Below are 14,134 nucleotides of genomic sequence, written 5' to 3'. Positions count from 1 at the left end.
CCCCGGGTGGCTGCCCTGGCCGATCGGGAGACGGTGGAGTCCGGCCCGGCGAAGGGGAGTCGGTTCGTTGAGCGACATGCCGGCGCGGGATGCGTTGTCGGGCAGCGGTGCGCTGCCGGGCCTGAACGGCCGGGCGGAGCAGAGCCGGAGCGGGCACAAGGGCAGGAGGACGCCGGTGCGCGGCGGTGAGCGGTCCCAGACCGGGGTGCGCGTGCCCGGGCCGGCGTCGGCGGCGGAGGAACCGGCGTGGGCGCACGCCGAGCAGGGCCAGGGCGAGCCGGGTTCCATCTACGACTACATCCGGGTGGCGGCCTTTGCGATCGGCGCCGACGGCCTGATCAGCCAGTGGAGCGACCGTGCCGCCGAGTTCTTCGGTGTGGCCGCCGAGGAGGCGGTGGGCGCCGATCCGGTGACCGTGCTGATGCCGCGCGGGCTGTGGCGGGCCGGGCGGGCGCAGCTGGAGCGCATCCTGGCGGGCGAGGAGTGGGTCGGCACCGCTCCCTACCGGGAGGCGGCCGGCGGCGAGGGCGTCGCCGAGGTCTATCTGATGCCGTCCCGCACCGAGGGCGACGCCGGCGGGGCGGTGTGCCTGGCGGTGGATCTGCGCAAGCTGAGGCGGATCGAGACCGATCTGGCCGCATCAGAGGCTGTTTTCGGTCAGACTCCCACCGGATTCTTTCTCTTCGACCGGCACCTGCGGCTGCAGCGGGTCAATGACGCCTTCGCGGCAGGCATCGGCCTCAACCCCGAGGACCTGCACGGCCTCCGGCCCTCCGACATCTTCCCGAGAACCGAGGCGGACCGGCTCACGGTCGCCCTCAGGCAGGTGCTGGAGAGCGGCGAAGCCGTCGTCGACATGCGCTTCACCGGTCCCGCGCCGAAGCGGGACGGCGCCCGCAAGTGGTCGGTGTCGCTGTACCGGCTGGTCGGCGCCAACGACCGGCCGATGGGCGTGGCCGGCCAGATCTCCGATGTGACCCGCCGCCAGCGCGACGAGCGGGAGGCCGCCAGCGTCCGCCGCAATCTGGCCCTGCTGAACGAGGCCAGCGCCCACATCGGGTCCACCCTCGACCTGGAGACCACCGCCAAGGAACTGCTCGACGTGGTCGTCCCGCGGTTCTGCGACGTCGCCTCGGTGGACCTCTACTCGGCGCTGCTGACCGGCGACACCGCCCCCATCGGCACGGGGGGACCGGCCGGCCCCGCCGACGGGGCCGGTGAGCTGCGCCGGGTCGCCGTGTCCAGCGCCGTCGGCGGCGCTCCCGCGGTCGCCGGGGTGCCGCGCGCCGCGGAGTCCGCCCGGGTCGGCGGCACGTTCTGCTACCCGCCCGGCTCCCCGCACGCCAAGGCGCTGCGCACCGGCCGCAGCGTCATCCCCGACAGCCACCCCGACCCGCTGGTGCGCTCCACCCTGGTGGTGCCGCTGGTCGCCCGCAATGTGGTGCTGGGCCTGGTCCAGCTGTCCCGCGCCAAGGGCAGCGAGCCCTTCGACCAGCGCGATGTGGTGATCGCCCAGGAGCTGGTGGCCCGCGCCGCGGTCTGCGTCGACAACGCCCGCCTGTACCGCCGCGAGCACGAGCGCGCCCTGATCCTGCAGCGCAGTCTGCTGCCCCCCGGGAACCCGGCGGCCAGCGGACTGGAGATCGCCTGCCGCTATCTGCCCGGCAGCAGCGGCACCGAGGTCGGCGGTGACTGGTTCGATGTGATCCCGCTGCCCGGCAACCGCACCGCCCTGGTGGTCGGCGACGTCATGGGCCGCGGTCTGCGCGCCGCCGTCGCGATGGGCCAACTGCGCACCGCGGTACGCACCCTGGCCATGCTGGACCTGGACCCGGCCGAGGTGCTCACCGCACTGGACGAGATCGCCCGCGGGCTGGGCGACGGCTCCGGCACCTCCCAGCTCTCCCTGGGCAGCGGGCCCTCGCCCTTCGGCCAGCACCAGCCGCTGCTGATGGGCCGCCAGCAGGGTGTGCCCGCGGACCCCGGCGTACGCGAGTCGAGCGGCGGTTCCGAGGTCTACCTGGCCACCTGTGTCTATGCGGTGTACGACGCGGTGACCCGGCGCTGCACCATCGCCAACGCCGGCCATCTGCCCCCGGTGCTGCTGGCCCCGGGCGAGGACGCCCTGATGCTGGACGTGCCGCCGGGCCTGCCGCTGGGTGTCGGTGGCGAGATCTTCGAGGAGGTGGAGGTCGAACTGCCCGACGGCGCGCTGCTCGGCCTCTACACCGACGGCCTGGTGGAGTCCCGCAAACACCAGCTGGAGGAGGGCCTGGAGGCCTTCCGCCAGGCGCTGTCCGGGCCCAGCCGCGGCCTGGAGGACCTCTGCGACCATGTCCTCGGCGAGTTGGACCCGCACCACGGCGAGGACGACATCGCCCTGGTCATGGCCCGCATCCAGGCACTGCCGGACGAGGCGGTCGGCGACTGGCGGCTGCCTCCGGAGCCCACCTCGGTGGCCCGTGCCCGCGAGCTGGCCATTGGCTGGCTGCTGGCCCGCGGTCTGGACGATCTGGTCGACACCACCGAGCTGCTGGTCAGCGAACTGGCCACCAACGCACTGCGGCACGGCAGTGGCGACATCAGACTGCGACTGCTGCGCGACACCACCGTGGTCTGCGAGGTCTGGGACAACGGCTACGCCCAGCCCCGGCAGCGCCGTGCCCAGGAGACCGACGAGGGCGGCCGCGGCCTCCAGCTGGTCAGCCTGCTCGCCGAGCGGTGGGGGAGCAGGCGCACGCCCAAGGGCAAGATCGTCTGGTTTGAGCTGGCCCTGCCGCAGGCCTCGCCCAGTCGGGCCTGATCCCCCGGGGGCGCGGACGCGGACGCCATGGCATCCGCGGCCGGTGAACCCCGGGCGCGCGCCCCGGTCCGCCGCGCCGGCGGACCGGCACGGCGGCCTGTGGCCCGGGCGGCGTCCGGATCAGTCCGGCCGGCGGCGGGAGATCTTGGAACCGAGCCAGACCAGCGGGTCGTACTTGCGGTCGGCGGCGCGCTCCTTCAGCGGGATGAGGGCGTTCTCGGTGATGGTGATGTGCTCCGGGCAGACATCGGTGCAGCAGCGGGTGATGTTGCAGTAGCCCAGACCGTGGTCGTCCTGGGCGGAGCGGCTGCGGTCCAGGCCGGTGTCGTCGGCGGCGTCCAGGGGGTGCATGTCGAGCTCGGCCACGCGCATCAGGAAGCGCGGTCCGGCGTACACCGGCTTGTTCTCCTCGTGGTCGCGGACCACATGGCAGACGTCCTGACAGAGGAAGCACTCGATGCACTTGCGGAACTCCTGCGAGCGCGCCACATCCTCCTGGGCCATCCGGTACTCGCCCGGGGCGAGCCCCGGCGGCGGCACGAAGGCGGGCACCTCCCGGGCCTTCGCATAGTTGAAGGAGACATCGGTGACCAGGTCGCGGATCACCGGGAAGGTCCGCATGGGGGTGAGCGTGACCGACTCCCCGGGCGGCAGGGTCGACATCCGGGTCATGCACATCAGCCGCGGTCGGCCGTTGATCTCGGCGCTGCAGGAGCCGCACTTGCCGGCCTTGCAGTTCCAGCGGACGGCCAGGTCGGGGGCCTGGGTGGCCTGGAGGCGGTGCACGATGTCCAGGACGACCTCGCCCTCGTTCACCTCCACCTCGTACGTGGTGAAGCGGCCGCCCTCGGCATCGCCCCGCCAGACCCGGAAGGTGGTCAGGTTGCTCATGACTCGACTCCGGTCTCGGCGGCGGGCGCGACGGGGGCGGCGGGCACGGGCAGCTCCTCCTCGGTGAGGTACTTGGCCAGTTCCTCCGCCGCGAACAGCTCCAGCAGGTCGGGGCGGATCGGCGGGTTGGGCCTTCGGTCGACCTCCACGGTGCCGGAGTCCACCAGCGAACAACAGAGGTTGACGCTCCGCCAGGAGCGGTCCATCTCCGGGTGGTCGTCACGGGTGTGGCCGCCGCGGCTCTCGGTGCGTTCCAGTGCGGCCCGGGCCACGCACTCGGAGACCAGCAGCATGTTCCGCAGGTCCAGCGAGAGGTGCCAGCCCGGGTTGAACTGCCGGTGGCCCTCCACCACGGCCCGTCCGGCCCGCTGCCGCAGCGCGGCCAGCCGCTCCAGGGCCTCGGACATCTCCCCGGCTCGGCGGATGATGCCGACCAGGTCGTTCATGGTCTGCTGGAGCTCCTGGTGGAGCGTGTAGGGGTTCTCGACCGGTCCGGCTCCGGTCCCGCCGCTGCGGGCCTCGTCGAACGGCTCCACCGCCTCGGCGGCGGCCCGGTCGACCTGGCCGGGCTCCACCTCGGGGCGCCGGGCGCCCAGCCCGGCGACGTACTCGGCGGCGTGCAGACCGGCGCGGCGGCCGAAGACCAGCAGGTCGGAGAGGGAGTTGCCGCCCAGCCGGTTGGAGCCGTGCATCCCGCCGGCCACCTCGCCCGCGGCGAACAGCCCGGGCACGCCGGGAGCCGCCGCGGTGTCCGGGTCGACCGCCACCCCGCCCATGACGTAGTGGCAGGTGGGGCCGACCTCCATGGGCTCCCGGGTGATGTCCACATCCGCGAGTTCCTTGAACTGGTGGTGCATCGACGGCAGCCTGCGGACGATCTCCTCGGCGGGCAGCCGGGTGGAGACGTCCAGGAAGACCCCGCCGTGCGGCGAGCCCCGGCCCGCCTTGACCTCGGAGTTGATGGCCCTGGCCACCTCGTCGCGGGGGAGCAGCTCGGGCGGCCGGCGGTTGTGGTCCGGATCGGCGTACCAGCGGTCGGCCTCCTCCTCGGACTGGGCGTACTGGCCCTTGAAGACGTCCGGGACGTAGTCGAACATGAACCGCTTGCCGTCGTTGTTGCGCAGTACCCCGCCGTCGCCGCGCACCGACTCGGTGACCAGGATGCCCTTCACCGACGGCGGCCAGACCATCCCGGTGGGGTGGAACTGCACAAACTCCATGTTGATCAGATCGGCGCCCGCCAGCAGGGCAAGCGCATGGCCGTCGCCGGTGTACTCCCAGGAGTTGGACGTCACCTTGAAGGACTTGCCGATGCCGCCGGTGGCCAGCACCACGGCGGGCGCCTCGATGGTGAGGAAGCGCCCGCTCTCCCGGATGTAGCCGAAGACCCCGGAGACCCTCGCCCCGTCCTTGAGGATCCTGGTGACGGTGCACTCCTGGAAGACCCGCAGCCGGGCCTCGTAGTCGCCGGTCTCCTGGAAGTCCTGCTGCTGGAGGGCGACCACCCGCTGCTGGAGGGTGCGGATCAGCTCCAGGCCGGTGCGGTCGCCGACATGGGCCAGCCGGGGGTACTCATGGCCGCCGAAGTTGCGCTGGGAGATCCGCCCGTCCCCGGTGCGGTCGAAGAGCGCGCCCCAGGTCTCCAGCTCCCACACCCGGTCCGGGGCCTCCTTGGCGTGCAGCTCCGCCATCCGCCAGTGGTTGAGGAACTTGCCGCCGCGCATGGTGTCGCGGAAGTGCACCTGCCAGTTGTCGCCGCTGTTGACATTGCCCATGGCGGCGGCGATGCCGCCCTCGGCCATCACGGTGTGCGCCTTGCCGAAGAGCGATTTGCAGATCACCGCCGTACGCATGCCCTGCTCGCGCGCCTCGATCGCGGCCCGGAGCCCCGCCCCGCCCGCGCCCACCACGACCACGTCGTATGTGTGGCGCTCCACCTCGGTCATCGGAAACTCCTTGCCTGGATATCGGCGGTCTCAGCCGGGAGAGGACACGCAGCCCTGGCGCGGAGCCGCGGCGGAGCGGCGGCCGCCCCGTCGAGCCGGCAGCCGGGCTGCGGGATGGTCGGTGTGACGGAGCGCAGGGAACGGCGCGGCGGCTCGGGCGGGTCCCCGGGACCGGGCCCCGCCCTTCGACCGGGCGGCCGACCGGGTCCTCCCGAGGGTCCGGCGGGCACCCCCGGACCTTCGGCGGGGCGCGACCGGACGTCCGGGGGCGCGCCTCCGGCCGCGGTGCGGTGGGCTGCCGCGCCGCGCGCGCGGTGCGGGGCCCTTCCACGGCCGGACCGGCCGCGGCTGCCTGCGGAGGCGGTGTGGGACCTCAACGGGAGTCCTCCCGGACGGGGCGGCCGCCTGTCGAGCAGGAAGCCCTCGCGGTTGACGTGCGGGACCCCTCGTGGGCGAGGGGCGGGACCTCGGGCGGTGATCCGCTCAGAAGAACCGGGGGTCGGTGAAGGCGCCGCTGGCGAGCAGGTACACATAGAGGTCGGCGATGCCGACGGAGGCCAGCGAGAGCCAGGCCAGCAGCATGTGGCGGGCGTTCAGCCGACTGACCCACTGCCAGGCCCGGTAGCGCACGGGATGCCGGGAGAAGTGCCGCAGCCGGCCGCCCACCAGATGCCGGCAGGAGTGGCAGGAGAGGGTGTACGCCCAGATCAGCGTCACATTCACCAGCAGCACCAGGGAGCCCAGACCCATGTGGCCCCACTCGCCCGCCGGGTTGCGGAAGCCCAGCGCCACGTCGTAGGTGAGGATCGAGGCGACCGGGATCGCCAGATAGAAGAAGTACCGGTGGATGTTCTGCAGGATCAGCGGGAAGCGGGTCTCACCGCTGTAGGAGCTGTGCGGCTCGGCGACCGCGCAGGCCGGCGGGGAGGCCCAGAACGCCCGGTAGTAGGCCTTGCGGTAGTAGTAGCAGGTCAGCCGGAAGCCCAGCGGGAAGATCAGCACGATCAGCGCGGGCGAGAGCCGCCACCAGTCACCGAACAGGCCCCAGTCGGCGCCGCCGCGCATCGGCTCGCAGTTGTTCGCCAGACAGGGGGAGTAGAACGGCGAGACATAGGGCGCCGCGTAGTAGTTCGCACCCTCGAAGGCACGCCAGGTCGAGTACCCGATGAAGGCCAGCAGGCCGACCAGGGTCGCCGTGCGCGGCACCCACCAGCGGTCGACGCGCAGATGCCGGGCCGGGACGGCGGCCCGGCCCGGGGTGTGCACGCCCCGCTCGCCGCTCGGGGGCCGGGGGTCAGCCGGTTGACCTGGACGGTCGGCCCCGCCCTGCGGCGCTCGGGTCTCGGTGGTCACACGCTCTCCTTAAGCCTGGACTTAAGCCTGGACGGCCGCCTTGGCGCGGCTTGCATCGGCCTTGCATCTCATCCGGACCGGGCCTGGGGACCGGCCTCCAACCGGCGCGGCCCCGGGCCGCACCGTGGCGGGGGCGCGCCCTAGCGGGATCCCACGCCCTCGTCGCCCGCGTCCCGCCAGAGCGTGGGGTCGTACGGCGTGTCGGGGATCTCGATCACCGAGGACGCCCCCCGCCCGCCCGCCGCCCTGGCCCCGGCGTCCGCGGCCTGCTGGAGCTCCTGGAGCAGGGCCAGGCTCTCCCGCAGATGGTCCAGGTCCGCCCGGACCCGCCGCACGTCCAGGCCCCGGCCGAGCCGGGACTCCAGGGCGTGCACGGTGCGTTCCAGCTCGTCGGTCAGCTGCCGGCTGCGGGCGAAGTCGCCCTCCGCAGCCGTTCCGCGTGCGGTGTTCTGCGGCATGGTGCACCACCTCTCGTCGGAATGAGGCTCGGCTTGCCCCGGTGCCCCGCTGTCGATGCGCTCTGCTCCGGCTGTCGTTCATCGCTGTCGGTGTCGGCGCTGTCGTCAGCGGCGGCGCCCTTCGGCTCGCTCGCCCTTGTGGAGGCTCGCTCGCCCGGCCCACTCAGCCCTCGCTCGTCCTGAGCGGTCCCTGTGCGCCAGCGAGTGTGGCCCAGATCACAGCCTAGGGGAAGGGTCTGCCCAGGATTGGCGTGGAAAGACCCGGTCGCCGGGCGTGCAGCCGGTACTGCGCGCCCGCGCCGGGCGGGCTGCGGGCGCCCCGTGGACGCGCCGCCGCTGTCCGCCATCCGAGTGGCCCAGGACCGTTCCGGTCGTGTCCCGCCCTGTCCCCCGGCCCGGATGCTCTTCAGTGGACGCGCGCCGTGCCCGCATCCGGGTGATCCGCCGACCGTGAGGGTCCGGCTGTGGCGCGCGCCGCAGCCGGACCGCGCCGCGGCCTCAGGCGTGGCCCCAGGAGGAGAGCGTGCCCATCATCCAGGACGTCCAGGACGGCCCGGCCGCCCCTGGGCCGGGCGCCCAGCGGACGCTCGGCACCGCGGCGCTGCTCCTCACCGTCGCCCTGGGTGTGGGTCTGGCCGCCTGCTCCGACACCCCGCCCGGCCCCGTCGCCTCCGACGTGCCCGGGGCCACCCGCGCCGAACTGCGCCAGGGCGGCACGCTGCGCTGGGCGGTGGACTCCGTACCCGCAACCTTCAATGTCTTCCAGAACGGCGCGGACCCCACCGCCACCCTGGTGGCCCAGGCGACCCTGCCGACCCTCTTCCGGCTGGACGACCACGCCCACGCCACTCGCGACCCGGACTTCCTGACGTCCGCCGACTCCACGGCCCCCGCCGACGGCCACCCCTGGCAGACGGTCGTCTACCGGCTCAACCCCCGGGCGAGGTGGAGCGACGGCACACCGCTGTCGGTGAAGGACTTCGCCGCGCAGTGGAAGGCCCTCTCCGGGGCCGACTCCGCCTACTGGAGCAACGGCGCGGCGGGCTACGGCGCGATCGCCTCGGTCACCCCGGGAGCCGGTCCGCACCAGGTCAAGGTGGTCTTCAAGCAGCCGTACGGGCAGTGGCGCAGCCTGTTCACCCCGCTCTACCCGGCCGCCGCGATGTCCTCGGCCGAGGTCTTCAACAGCGGCTCCAGGGACGGTCTCGCGGTCTCCGCCGGCCCGTTCCGGCTGCAGCGACCGGACCGGCGGGCGGGCACCCTCACCCTGGTGCGCAACCCCTCCTGGTGGGGAGACCGCGCCCGGCTGGACCGGATCGTCCTGAAGGCGGTCCCGGTCGGGCAGCGTCTGGACGCACTGGACCGCGGCACCCTGGACGTCGCCGCGCTGGACCGCACGCTGGACGCCGCCCCGGCGGGCGGCACGGCCCGGCCCGCAGCCGACTCCGCGGACGCGGTCGGGGCCGCGCTCAAGCGGGCCGAGGCACTGCCCGGCTACCGGCTGCACCGGGCCGCGGCCGCCGCGTACACCCAGCTCACCCTGAACGGCGGGCACGGCCCCCTCGCCGATCCGCGGGTCCGGCGGGCGGTGGCCCGTGCGGTCGACCGGCGGCAGATCGCCGATATGGCGCTGAAGCCCCTCGGCCTGCCCCCGGTGACCCTGGGCAACCACCTGATCATGGGCGACCAGGCCGGCTACCAGGACAACACCGCCGCGCTGGGCGGCACCGACCGGGAGGCGGTGGCCCGTCTGCTGGAGGCGGCCGGCTGGAAGGCCGACGCTCCCGCCGAGGCGGCCGGTCCTTCGGTGCTCGCCTCACCGGCCCCGGTCACCCCCGCGGCATCCCCCTCGGCGCTGCCGTCGGCCTCCGGTTCGGCCTCCGGTTCGGCCACCGCGCAGGCCTCCGGCTCGGCCTCCGCCACCCCGCAGGCCTCCGCCTCGGCGCAGCCGGCCGGACTCGCCTCGCCGTCACCGATGGCCCCGCTCCCGGCCGGGATCCGTACCAGGGAGGGTCGGCCGCTCACCCTGGACCTGATCATCCCCGCCGGCTCGGCCACCTCCCGGCGGATCGCCGACGCCCTCACCGCGGAGCTGGCGCAGGTCGGTATCGCCGTGGTGCCCCGTGCTGTGGACGGTGCGGGCTTCTTCGCCGACCATGTGGCGGCCGGCGACTTCGATCTGGCGGTCTTCTCCTGGCCGGTGGGTGCGGGCACGGTGGCGGACGAGCGCCCGGTGTACGCCAAGCCGCAGCCGGGACCGGACGGGGTGCCCGAGGTGGGCCTCAACTACGCCCGCACCGGAACCGACGAGATCGACCGGCTGCTGGACGAGGCCGTGGCCGCCCAGGATCCGGCGAAGGCCAACCGGTTCACCCAGCAGGCCGACATCCGCATCTGGCAGGAGGCCCACTCCGTCCCGCTGTTCCAGCGCCCGGAGATCGTCGCCGTCCGTGACAACCTGGCCGGGGTCGGCGCCTTCGGCTTCGCGACCCCCCGCTTCCAGGACATCGGCTTCACTCTGAGTTCCTGACCGCCACGGAGTTCCTGACCGCCGTGCCTCCGGCTCCCCCGCCTTCCGTACCGGGCGGGGGCCGGGCACCCGCCGGGGCACGCCCGGCGCAGGTACCTGGGCGTTTCTGCTTGGTTCACCCTCTCCCCGTACCATGGAAGGCAGCCGTGGCCTGTCGGGCCCGGCAGGTGGACCGGTAGCAGGCCGGGGCGCCACGATCCGATCCGGGAGATTCCGCTCCGCATGCCCACGCGCAATGACATCCGCAATGTCGCCATCGTCGCCCACGTCGACCACGGCAAGACGACCCTGGTCGACGCCATGCTGAAGCAGGCGGGCGCCTTCGCCGCCCACCAGCACGTGGACGACCGGGTGATGGACTCCAACGACCTGGAGCGCGAGAAGGGCATCACCATTCTCGCCAAGAACACCGCGGTCAGGTACCACCCCAAGGGCGGCGGTGAGCCGATCGTCATCAACATCATCGACACCCCCGGCCACGCCGACTTCGGCGGTGAGGTCGAGCGCGGCCTCTCGATGGTGGACGCGGTGGTGCTGCTGGTGGACGCCTCCGAGGGCCCGCTGCCGCAGACCCGCTTCGTGCTTCGCAAGGCGCTCCAGGCCAAGCTGCCGGTGATCCTCTGCATCAACAAGACGGACCGCCCGGACTCCCGGATCGACGAGGTGGTCAATGAGACCTACGACCTCTTCCTGGACCTGGACGCGACCGAGGAGCAGATCGAGTTCCCGATCGTCTACGCGTGCGCGCGTGACGGGGTGGCCTCGCTGACCAAGCCGGAGGACGGCACCGTCCCGGCCGACAGCGACAGCCTGGAGCCGTTCTTCTCCACCATCCTGGAGCACGTCCCGGCGCCGGAGTACGACGCCGCCGCCCCGCTCCAGGCGCATGTCACCAACCTGGACGCCGACAACTTCCTCGGCCGCATCGCGCTCTGCCGGGTGGAGCAGGGCGAGCTCAAGAAGGGTCAGACGGTCGCCTGGATCAAGCGCGACGGCACGATCCAGAACGTCCGCATCACCGAGCTGCTGATGACCGAGGCGCTCACCCGCAAGCCGGCCGAGAAGGCCGGCCCCGGTGACATCTGCGCGGTGGCCGGTATCCCGGACATCATGATCGGCGAGACCCTGGCCGACTCCGAGAACCCGATCGCGCTGCCGCTGATCACGGTCGACGAGCCCGCGATCTCGATGACCATCGGTACCAACACCTCGCCGCTGGTCGGCAAGGGCGGCAAGGGCCACAAGGTCACCGCGCGCCTGGTGAAGGACCGCCTCGACCGCGAGCTGGTCGGCAATGTGTCGCTGCGCGTGCTGCCCACCGAGCGCCCGGACGCCTGGGAGGTGCAGGGCCGCGGTGAGCTGGCGCTGGCGATCCTGGTGGAGACCATGCGCCGGGAGGGCTTCGAGCTCACCGTGGGCAAGCCCCAGGTGGTCACCAAGCTGGTCAACGGCAAGGTGCACGAGCCGGTGGAGCGGATGACCATCGACTGTCCCGAGGAGTTCCTCGGCGCCATCACCCAGCTGATGGCGACCCGCAAGGGCCGTATGGAGACCATGACCAACCATGGCTCCGGCTGGGTCCGGATGGAGTTCGTGGTGCCGGCCCGCGGTCTGATCGGCTTCCGTACCGAGTTCCTCACCGACACCAGGGGCACCGGTATCGCGCACTCCATCTTCGAGGGCCACGAGCCGTGGTTCGGCGAGCTGCGCACCCGTTCCAGCGGGTCCCTGGTGGCCGACCGCCCCGGCCCGGTCACCGCCTTTGCGATGACCAACCTCCAGGAGCGCGGGACCCTCTTCGTGGACCCGGGCACCGAGGTGTACGAGGGCATGATCGTCGGCGAGAACTCCCGCGCCGACGACATGGACGTCAACATCACCAAGGAGAAGAAGCTCACCAACATGCGGTCGTCGACCGCCGATGTCACCGAGTCGCTGGTGCCGCCGCGCAAGCTCTCCCTGGAGCAGTCCCTGGAGTTCTGCCGTGAGGACGAGTGCATCGAGGTGACCCCGGAGACGGTGCGCATCCGCAAGCTGGTGCTGGACCAGAAGGAGCGCGGTCGGGCGACCTCGCGCGCCAAGAAGAGCTGACGCCCTTTCGGCAGTGAGCGCTGTGCAAGGCCCCCGTGTGGTCTCTCCACCGGGGGCTTTTGCACGCTCCGTGGTCGACGCGCGTAGCGCACGGTGATCCACGATGTACGGATAACGGAGCGCACCGTCCGTCATCCACGGCAACTGTCCGTTTGATGGGTGTCTGTCTAGGTGTGATATGTCCGACTTTCGGGATTGTTCTATCGGTCACGTAATCAAATCGAGACACATTTCGGGCGTTGTCGCCCGTTTGAGTGACGGATAGTGGTGAACGTTGTGCTCGGGTCAGGGTTACGCGCAGGGGTGCGCGCCGAACCTCGAGCGAGGAGGGGCCGACAGAGTCGTTCGGCCCTCCACGTGACGGACATCTCTCTCAGGAGGCATCCCATGCGCGGTGCTACCCAGGCCAAGTGGGTGATGGCGGCTGCCGCCGTCGCCCTTGCTGCGACCGCTTGCGGCAGCGGCGGCGGTTCCTCTTCCGGTTCGGCCTCCGGCGGCGACGGCGGCGTGGTGACGGCCTTCTGGGGCGACCCGCAGACCACCCTTGAGCCGGCCAACGTCAACGAGGTCAACGGCGGCAAGGTCCTGGACATGGTCTTCCAGGGCCTGCAGGAGTACGACGCCAAGACCGGCAAGGCCCGCCTGGCGGCCGCCGAGTCCATCACCACCCAGGACGCGCAGAACTACACCATCAAGCTCAAGTCCGGGCTGAAGTTCAGCGACGGCGAGCCGGTGAACGCCTCCTCCTTCGTGGACGCCTGGAACTACGGCGCGCTCTCCACCAACGCCCAGCTCAACTCGTCGTTCTTCGGCTACATCGACGGCTACTCGGCGGTCCACCCGGACAGCGGTAAGCCGTCCGCCAAGACCATGTCCGGTCTGAAGAAGGTCGACGACCTCACCTTCACGGTGAAGCTGACCCAGAAGTTCTCCACCTTCCCGGACACCCTGGGCTACTCGGCCTACTACCCGGTGCCGGCCAAGTTCTTCACCGACCACGCCGCGTGGGTCAAGAACCCGGTGGGCAACGGCACGTACAAGATCACCTCGTGGACCAAGGGCCAGGGCATGTCGCTGGTTCCCAACCCCGAGTACCAGGGCGACATGAAGGCCCAGAACAAGGGCGTCGACCTGAAGGTCTACACCAGCGACGAGACCGCCTACCAGGACCTGGTCGCCGGCAACCTGGACGTGATGGACCAGCTGCCCGCCACGCAGACCAACAACGCCCAGTCGGACCTGCAGGGCCGCTACATCAACCACCCCGCAGGCATCGTGCAGACCGTGTCCTTCCCGCTGTACAAGAAGGACTGGAACACCGCCCAGGCCGCCAAGGTCCGCCAGGGCCTGTCCATGCTGATCGACCGCGCGTCGATCACCAAGACCGTGCTGGCCGGCACCTACACCCCGGCCACCGACTGGACCTCCCCGGTCCTCGGCGAGGCCGGCTACTCCAAGGACATGCTCGGCGAGTTCGGCAGCTACGACCCGGTCAAGGGCAAGCAGCTGATCGAGCAGGGCGGCGGCATCCCCGGCGGCAAGGTCACCATCTCGTACAACGCCGACCGCGGTAACCACAAGCTGTGGGTGGATGCCGTCTGCAACACGATCAACAAGGCGCTCGGCAACGGCACCTGCGTGGGCAACCCGGTGGGCACCTTCGCGTCCTTCCGCGACCAGGTCACCAACAAGCAGATGACCGGCATGTTCCGCACCGGGTGGCAGATGGACTACCCGACCGTCCAGGACTTCCTGGAGCCGCTGTACACCACCACCGGCTCCTCCAACGACGGCAAGTGGAGCAACAAGCAGTTCGACAAGCTGGTCGGTGAGGCCAACGCGGAGACCGACTCCGCCAAGGCCGTGGCGACCTACCAGCAGGCCGAGAAGCTGCTGGTCCAGGAGATGCCGGTGATCCCGCTCTGGTACCAGAACGCCACCGCCGGCTACGGCGCCAACATCGGCAACGTCCAGCTGAACCCGTTCAGCGTCCCGGTCTACTCGCAGATCACCAAGAAGTAAGGCCCGAAGTCCCCGGGGCGGCAGCCCATCCCTGCCGCCG

The 14,134-nt window shown here is 71.7% G+C and carries 8 protein-coding genes; 4 read left to right on the top strand and 4 right to left on the bottom strand.

Translation table 11 applies throughout. The features are described from left to right. Positions 1 to 76: 76 nt before the first annotated feature. Positions 77 to 2,803: a SpoIIE family protein phosphatase gene (locus tag AB0761_RS15495; protein ID WP_377274126.1), complete on the top strand. Its 2,727-nt coding sequence runs from the start codon at positions 77 to 79 to the stop codon at positions 2,801 to 2,803. A 120-nt stretch (positions 2,804 to 2,923) separates the two neighbouring features. Here AB0761_RS15495 and AB0761_RS15490 read toward each other — a convergent pair whose 3' ends face one another. The 4 genes from AB0761_RS15490 to AB0761_RS15475 all read right to left on the bottom strand — a co-directional run bounded on the left by AB0761_RS15490 (position 2,924) and on the right by AB0761_RS15475 (position 7,451). Next, positions 2,924 to 3,694 (bottom strand): succinate dehydrogenase/fumarate reductase iron-sulfur subunit, encoded by a 771-nt coding sequence (locus tag AB0761_RS15490; protein ID WP_377269590.1) that lies wholly within the window; start codon positions 3,692 to 3,694, stop codon positions 2,924 to 2,926. Continuing rightward, positions 3,691 to 5,640, bottom strand: a complete 1,950-nt coding sequence (locus AB0761_RS15485; RefSeq protein ID WP_377269588.1) for a fumarate reductase/succinate dehydrogenase flavoprotein subunit — start codon at positions 5,638 to 5,640, stop codon at positions 3,691 to 3,693. Before AB0761_RS15485 ends, AB0761_RS15490 begins: the two co-directional genes overlap by 4 nt. 483 nt (positions 5,641 to 6,123) lie before the next feature. Next, the gene (locus AB0761_RS15480; RefSeq protein ID WP_377274125.1) at positions 6,124 to 6,906 is read right to left on the bottom strand and encodes a hypothetical protein; all 783 of its coding nucleotides are present in this window, start codon (positions 6,904 to 6,906) and stop codon (positions 6,124 to 6,126) included. A gap of 227 nt (positions 6,907 to 7,133) precedes the next feature. Further along, positions 7,134 to 7,451 carry a hypothetical protein gene (locus AB0761_RS15475; RefSeq protein ID WP_377269587.1) on the bottom strand — a complete coding sequence of 106 codons (318 nt, stop codon included), beginning with the start codon at positions 7,449 to 7,451 and terminating at the stop codon, positions 7,134 to 7,136. A gap of 523 nt (positions 7,452 to 7,974) precedes the next feature. Here AB0761_RS15475 and AB0761_RS15470 point away from each other — a divergent pair. The 3 genes from AB0761_RS15470 (at position 7,975) to AB0761_RS15460 (ending at position 14,094) form a co-directional block, all read left to right on the top strand. Continuing rightward, complete coding sequence (locus tag AB0761_RS15470) at positions 7,975 to 9,981, top strand: ABC transporter family substrate-binding protein (RefSeq protein WP_377269585.1); 2,007 nt, start codon at positions 7,975 to 7,977, stop codon at positions 9,979 to 9,981. Positions 9,982 to 10,203: 222 nt separating this feature from the next. Beyond that, positions 10,204 to 12,072, top strand: a complete 1,869-nt coding sequence (gene typA, locus AB0761_RS15465; protein ID WP_377269584.1) for a translational GTPase TypA — start codon at positions 10,204 to 10,206, stop codon at positions 12,070 to 12,072. A 387-nt stretch (positions 12,073 to 12,459) separates the two neighbouring features. Further along, positions 12,460 to 14,094 (top strand): ABC transporter substrate-binding protein, encoded by a 1,635-nt coding sequence (locus AB0761_RS15460; RefSeq protein ID WP_377269583.1) that lies wholly within the window; start codon positions 12,460 to 12,462, stop codon positions 14,092 to 14,094. Positions 14,095 to 14,134: the final 40 nt, after the last annotated feature.

Origin of the sequence: Peterkaempfera podocarpi (genome assembly GCF_042466665.1) — a bacterium.
In the GTDB taxonomy this organism is placed as follows: domain Bacteria; phylum Actinomycetota; class Actinomycetes; order Streptomycetales; family Streptomycetaceae; genus Peterkaempfera; species Peterkaempfera podocarpi.
Note: the sequence above shows the minus strand (reverse complement) of the source record. Positions and strands in the feature narration are given on the sequence as shown.

Coding starts and splice junctions, on each gene's coding strand:
- AB0761_RS15495 (WP_377274126.1), top strand. CDS start 77: ATGCCGGCGCGGGATGCGTTGTCGGGCAGCGGTGCGCTGCCGGGCCTG.
- AB0761_RS15490 (WP_377269590.1), bottom strand. CDS start 3,694: ATGAGCAACCTGACCACCTTCCGGGTCTGGCGGGGCGATGCCGAGGGC.
- AB0761_RS15485 (WP_377269588.1), bottom strand. CDS start 5,640: ATGACCGAGGTGGAGCGCCACACATACGACGTGGTCGTGGTGGGCGCG.
- AB0761_RS15475 (WP_377269587.1), bottom strand. CDS start 7,451: ATGCCGCAGAACACCGCACGCGGAACGGCTGCGGAGGGCGACTTCGCC.
- typA (WP_377269584.1), top strand. CDS start 10,204: ATGCCCACGCGCAATGACATCCGCAATGTCGCCATCGTCGCCCACGTC.
- AB0761_RS15460 (WP_377269583.1), top strand. CDS start 12,460: ATGCGCGGTGCTACCCAGGCCAAGTGGGTGATGGCGGCTGCCGCCGTC.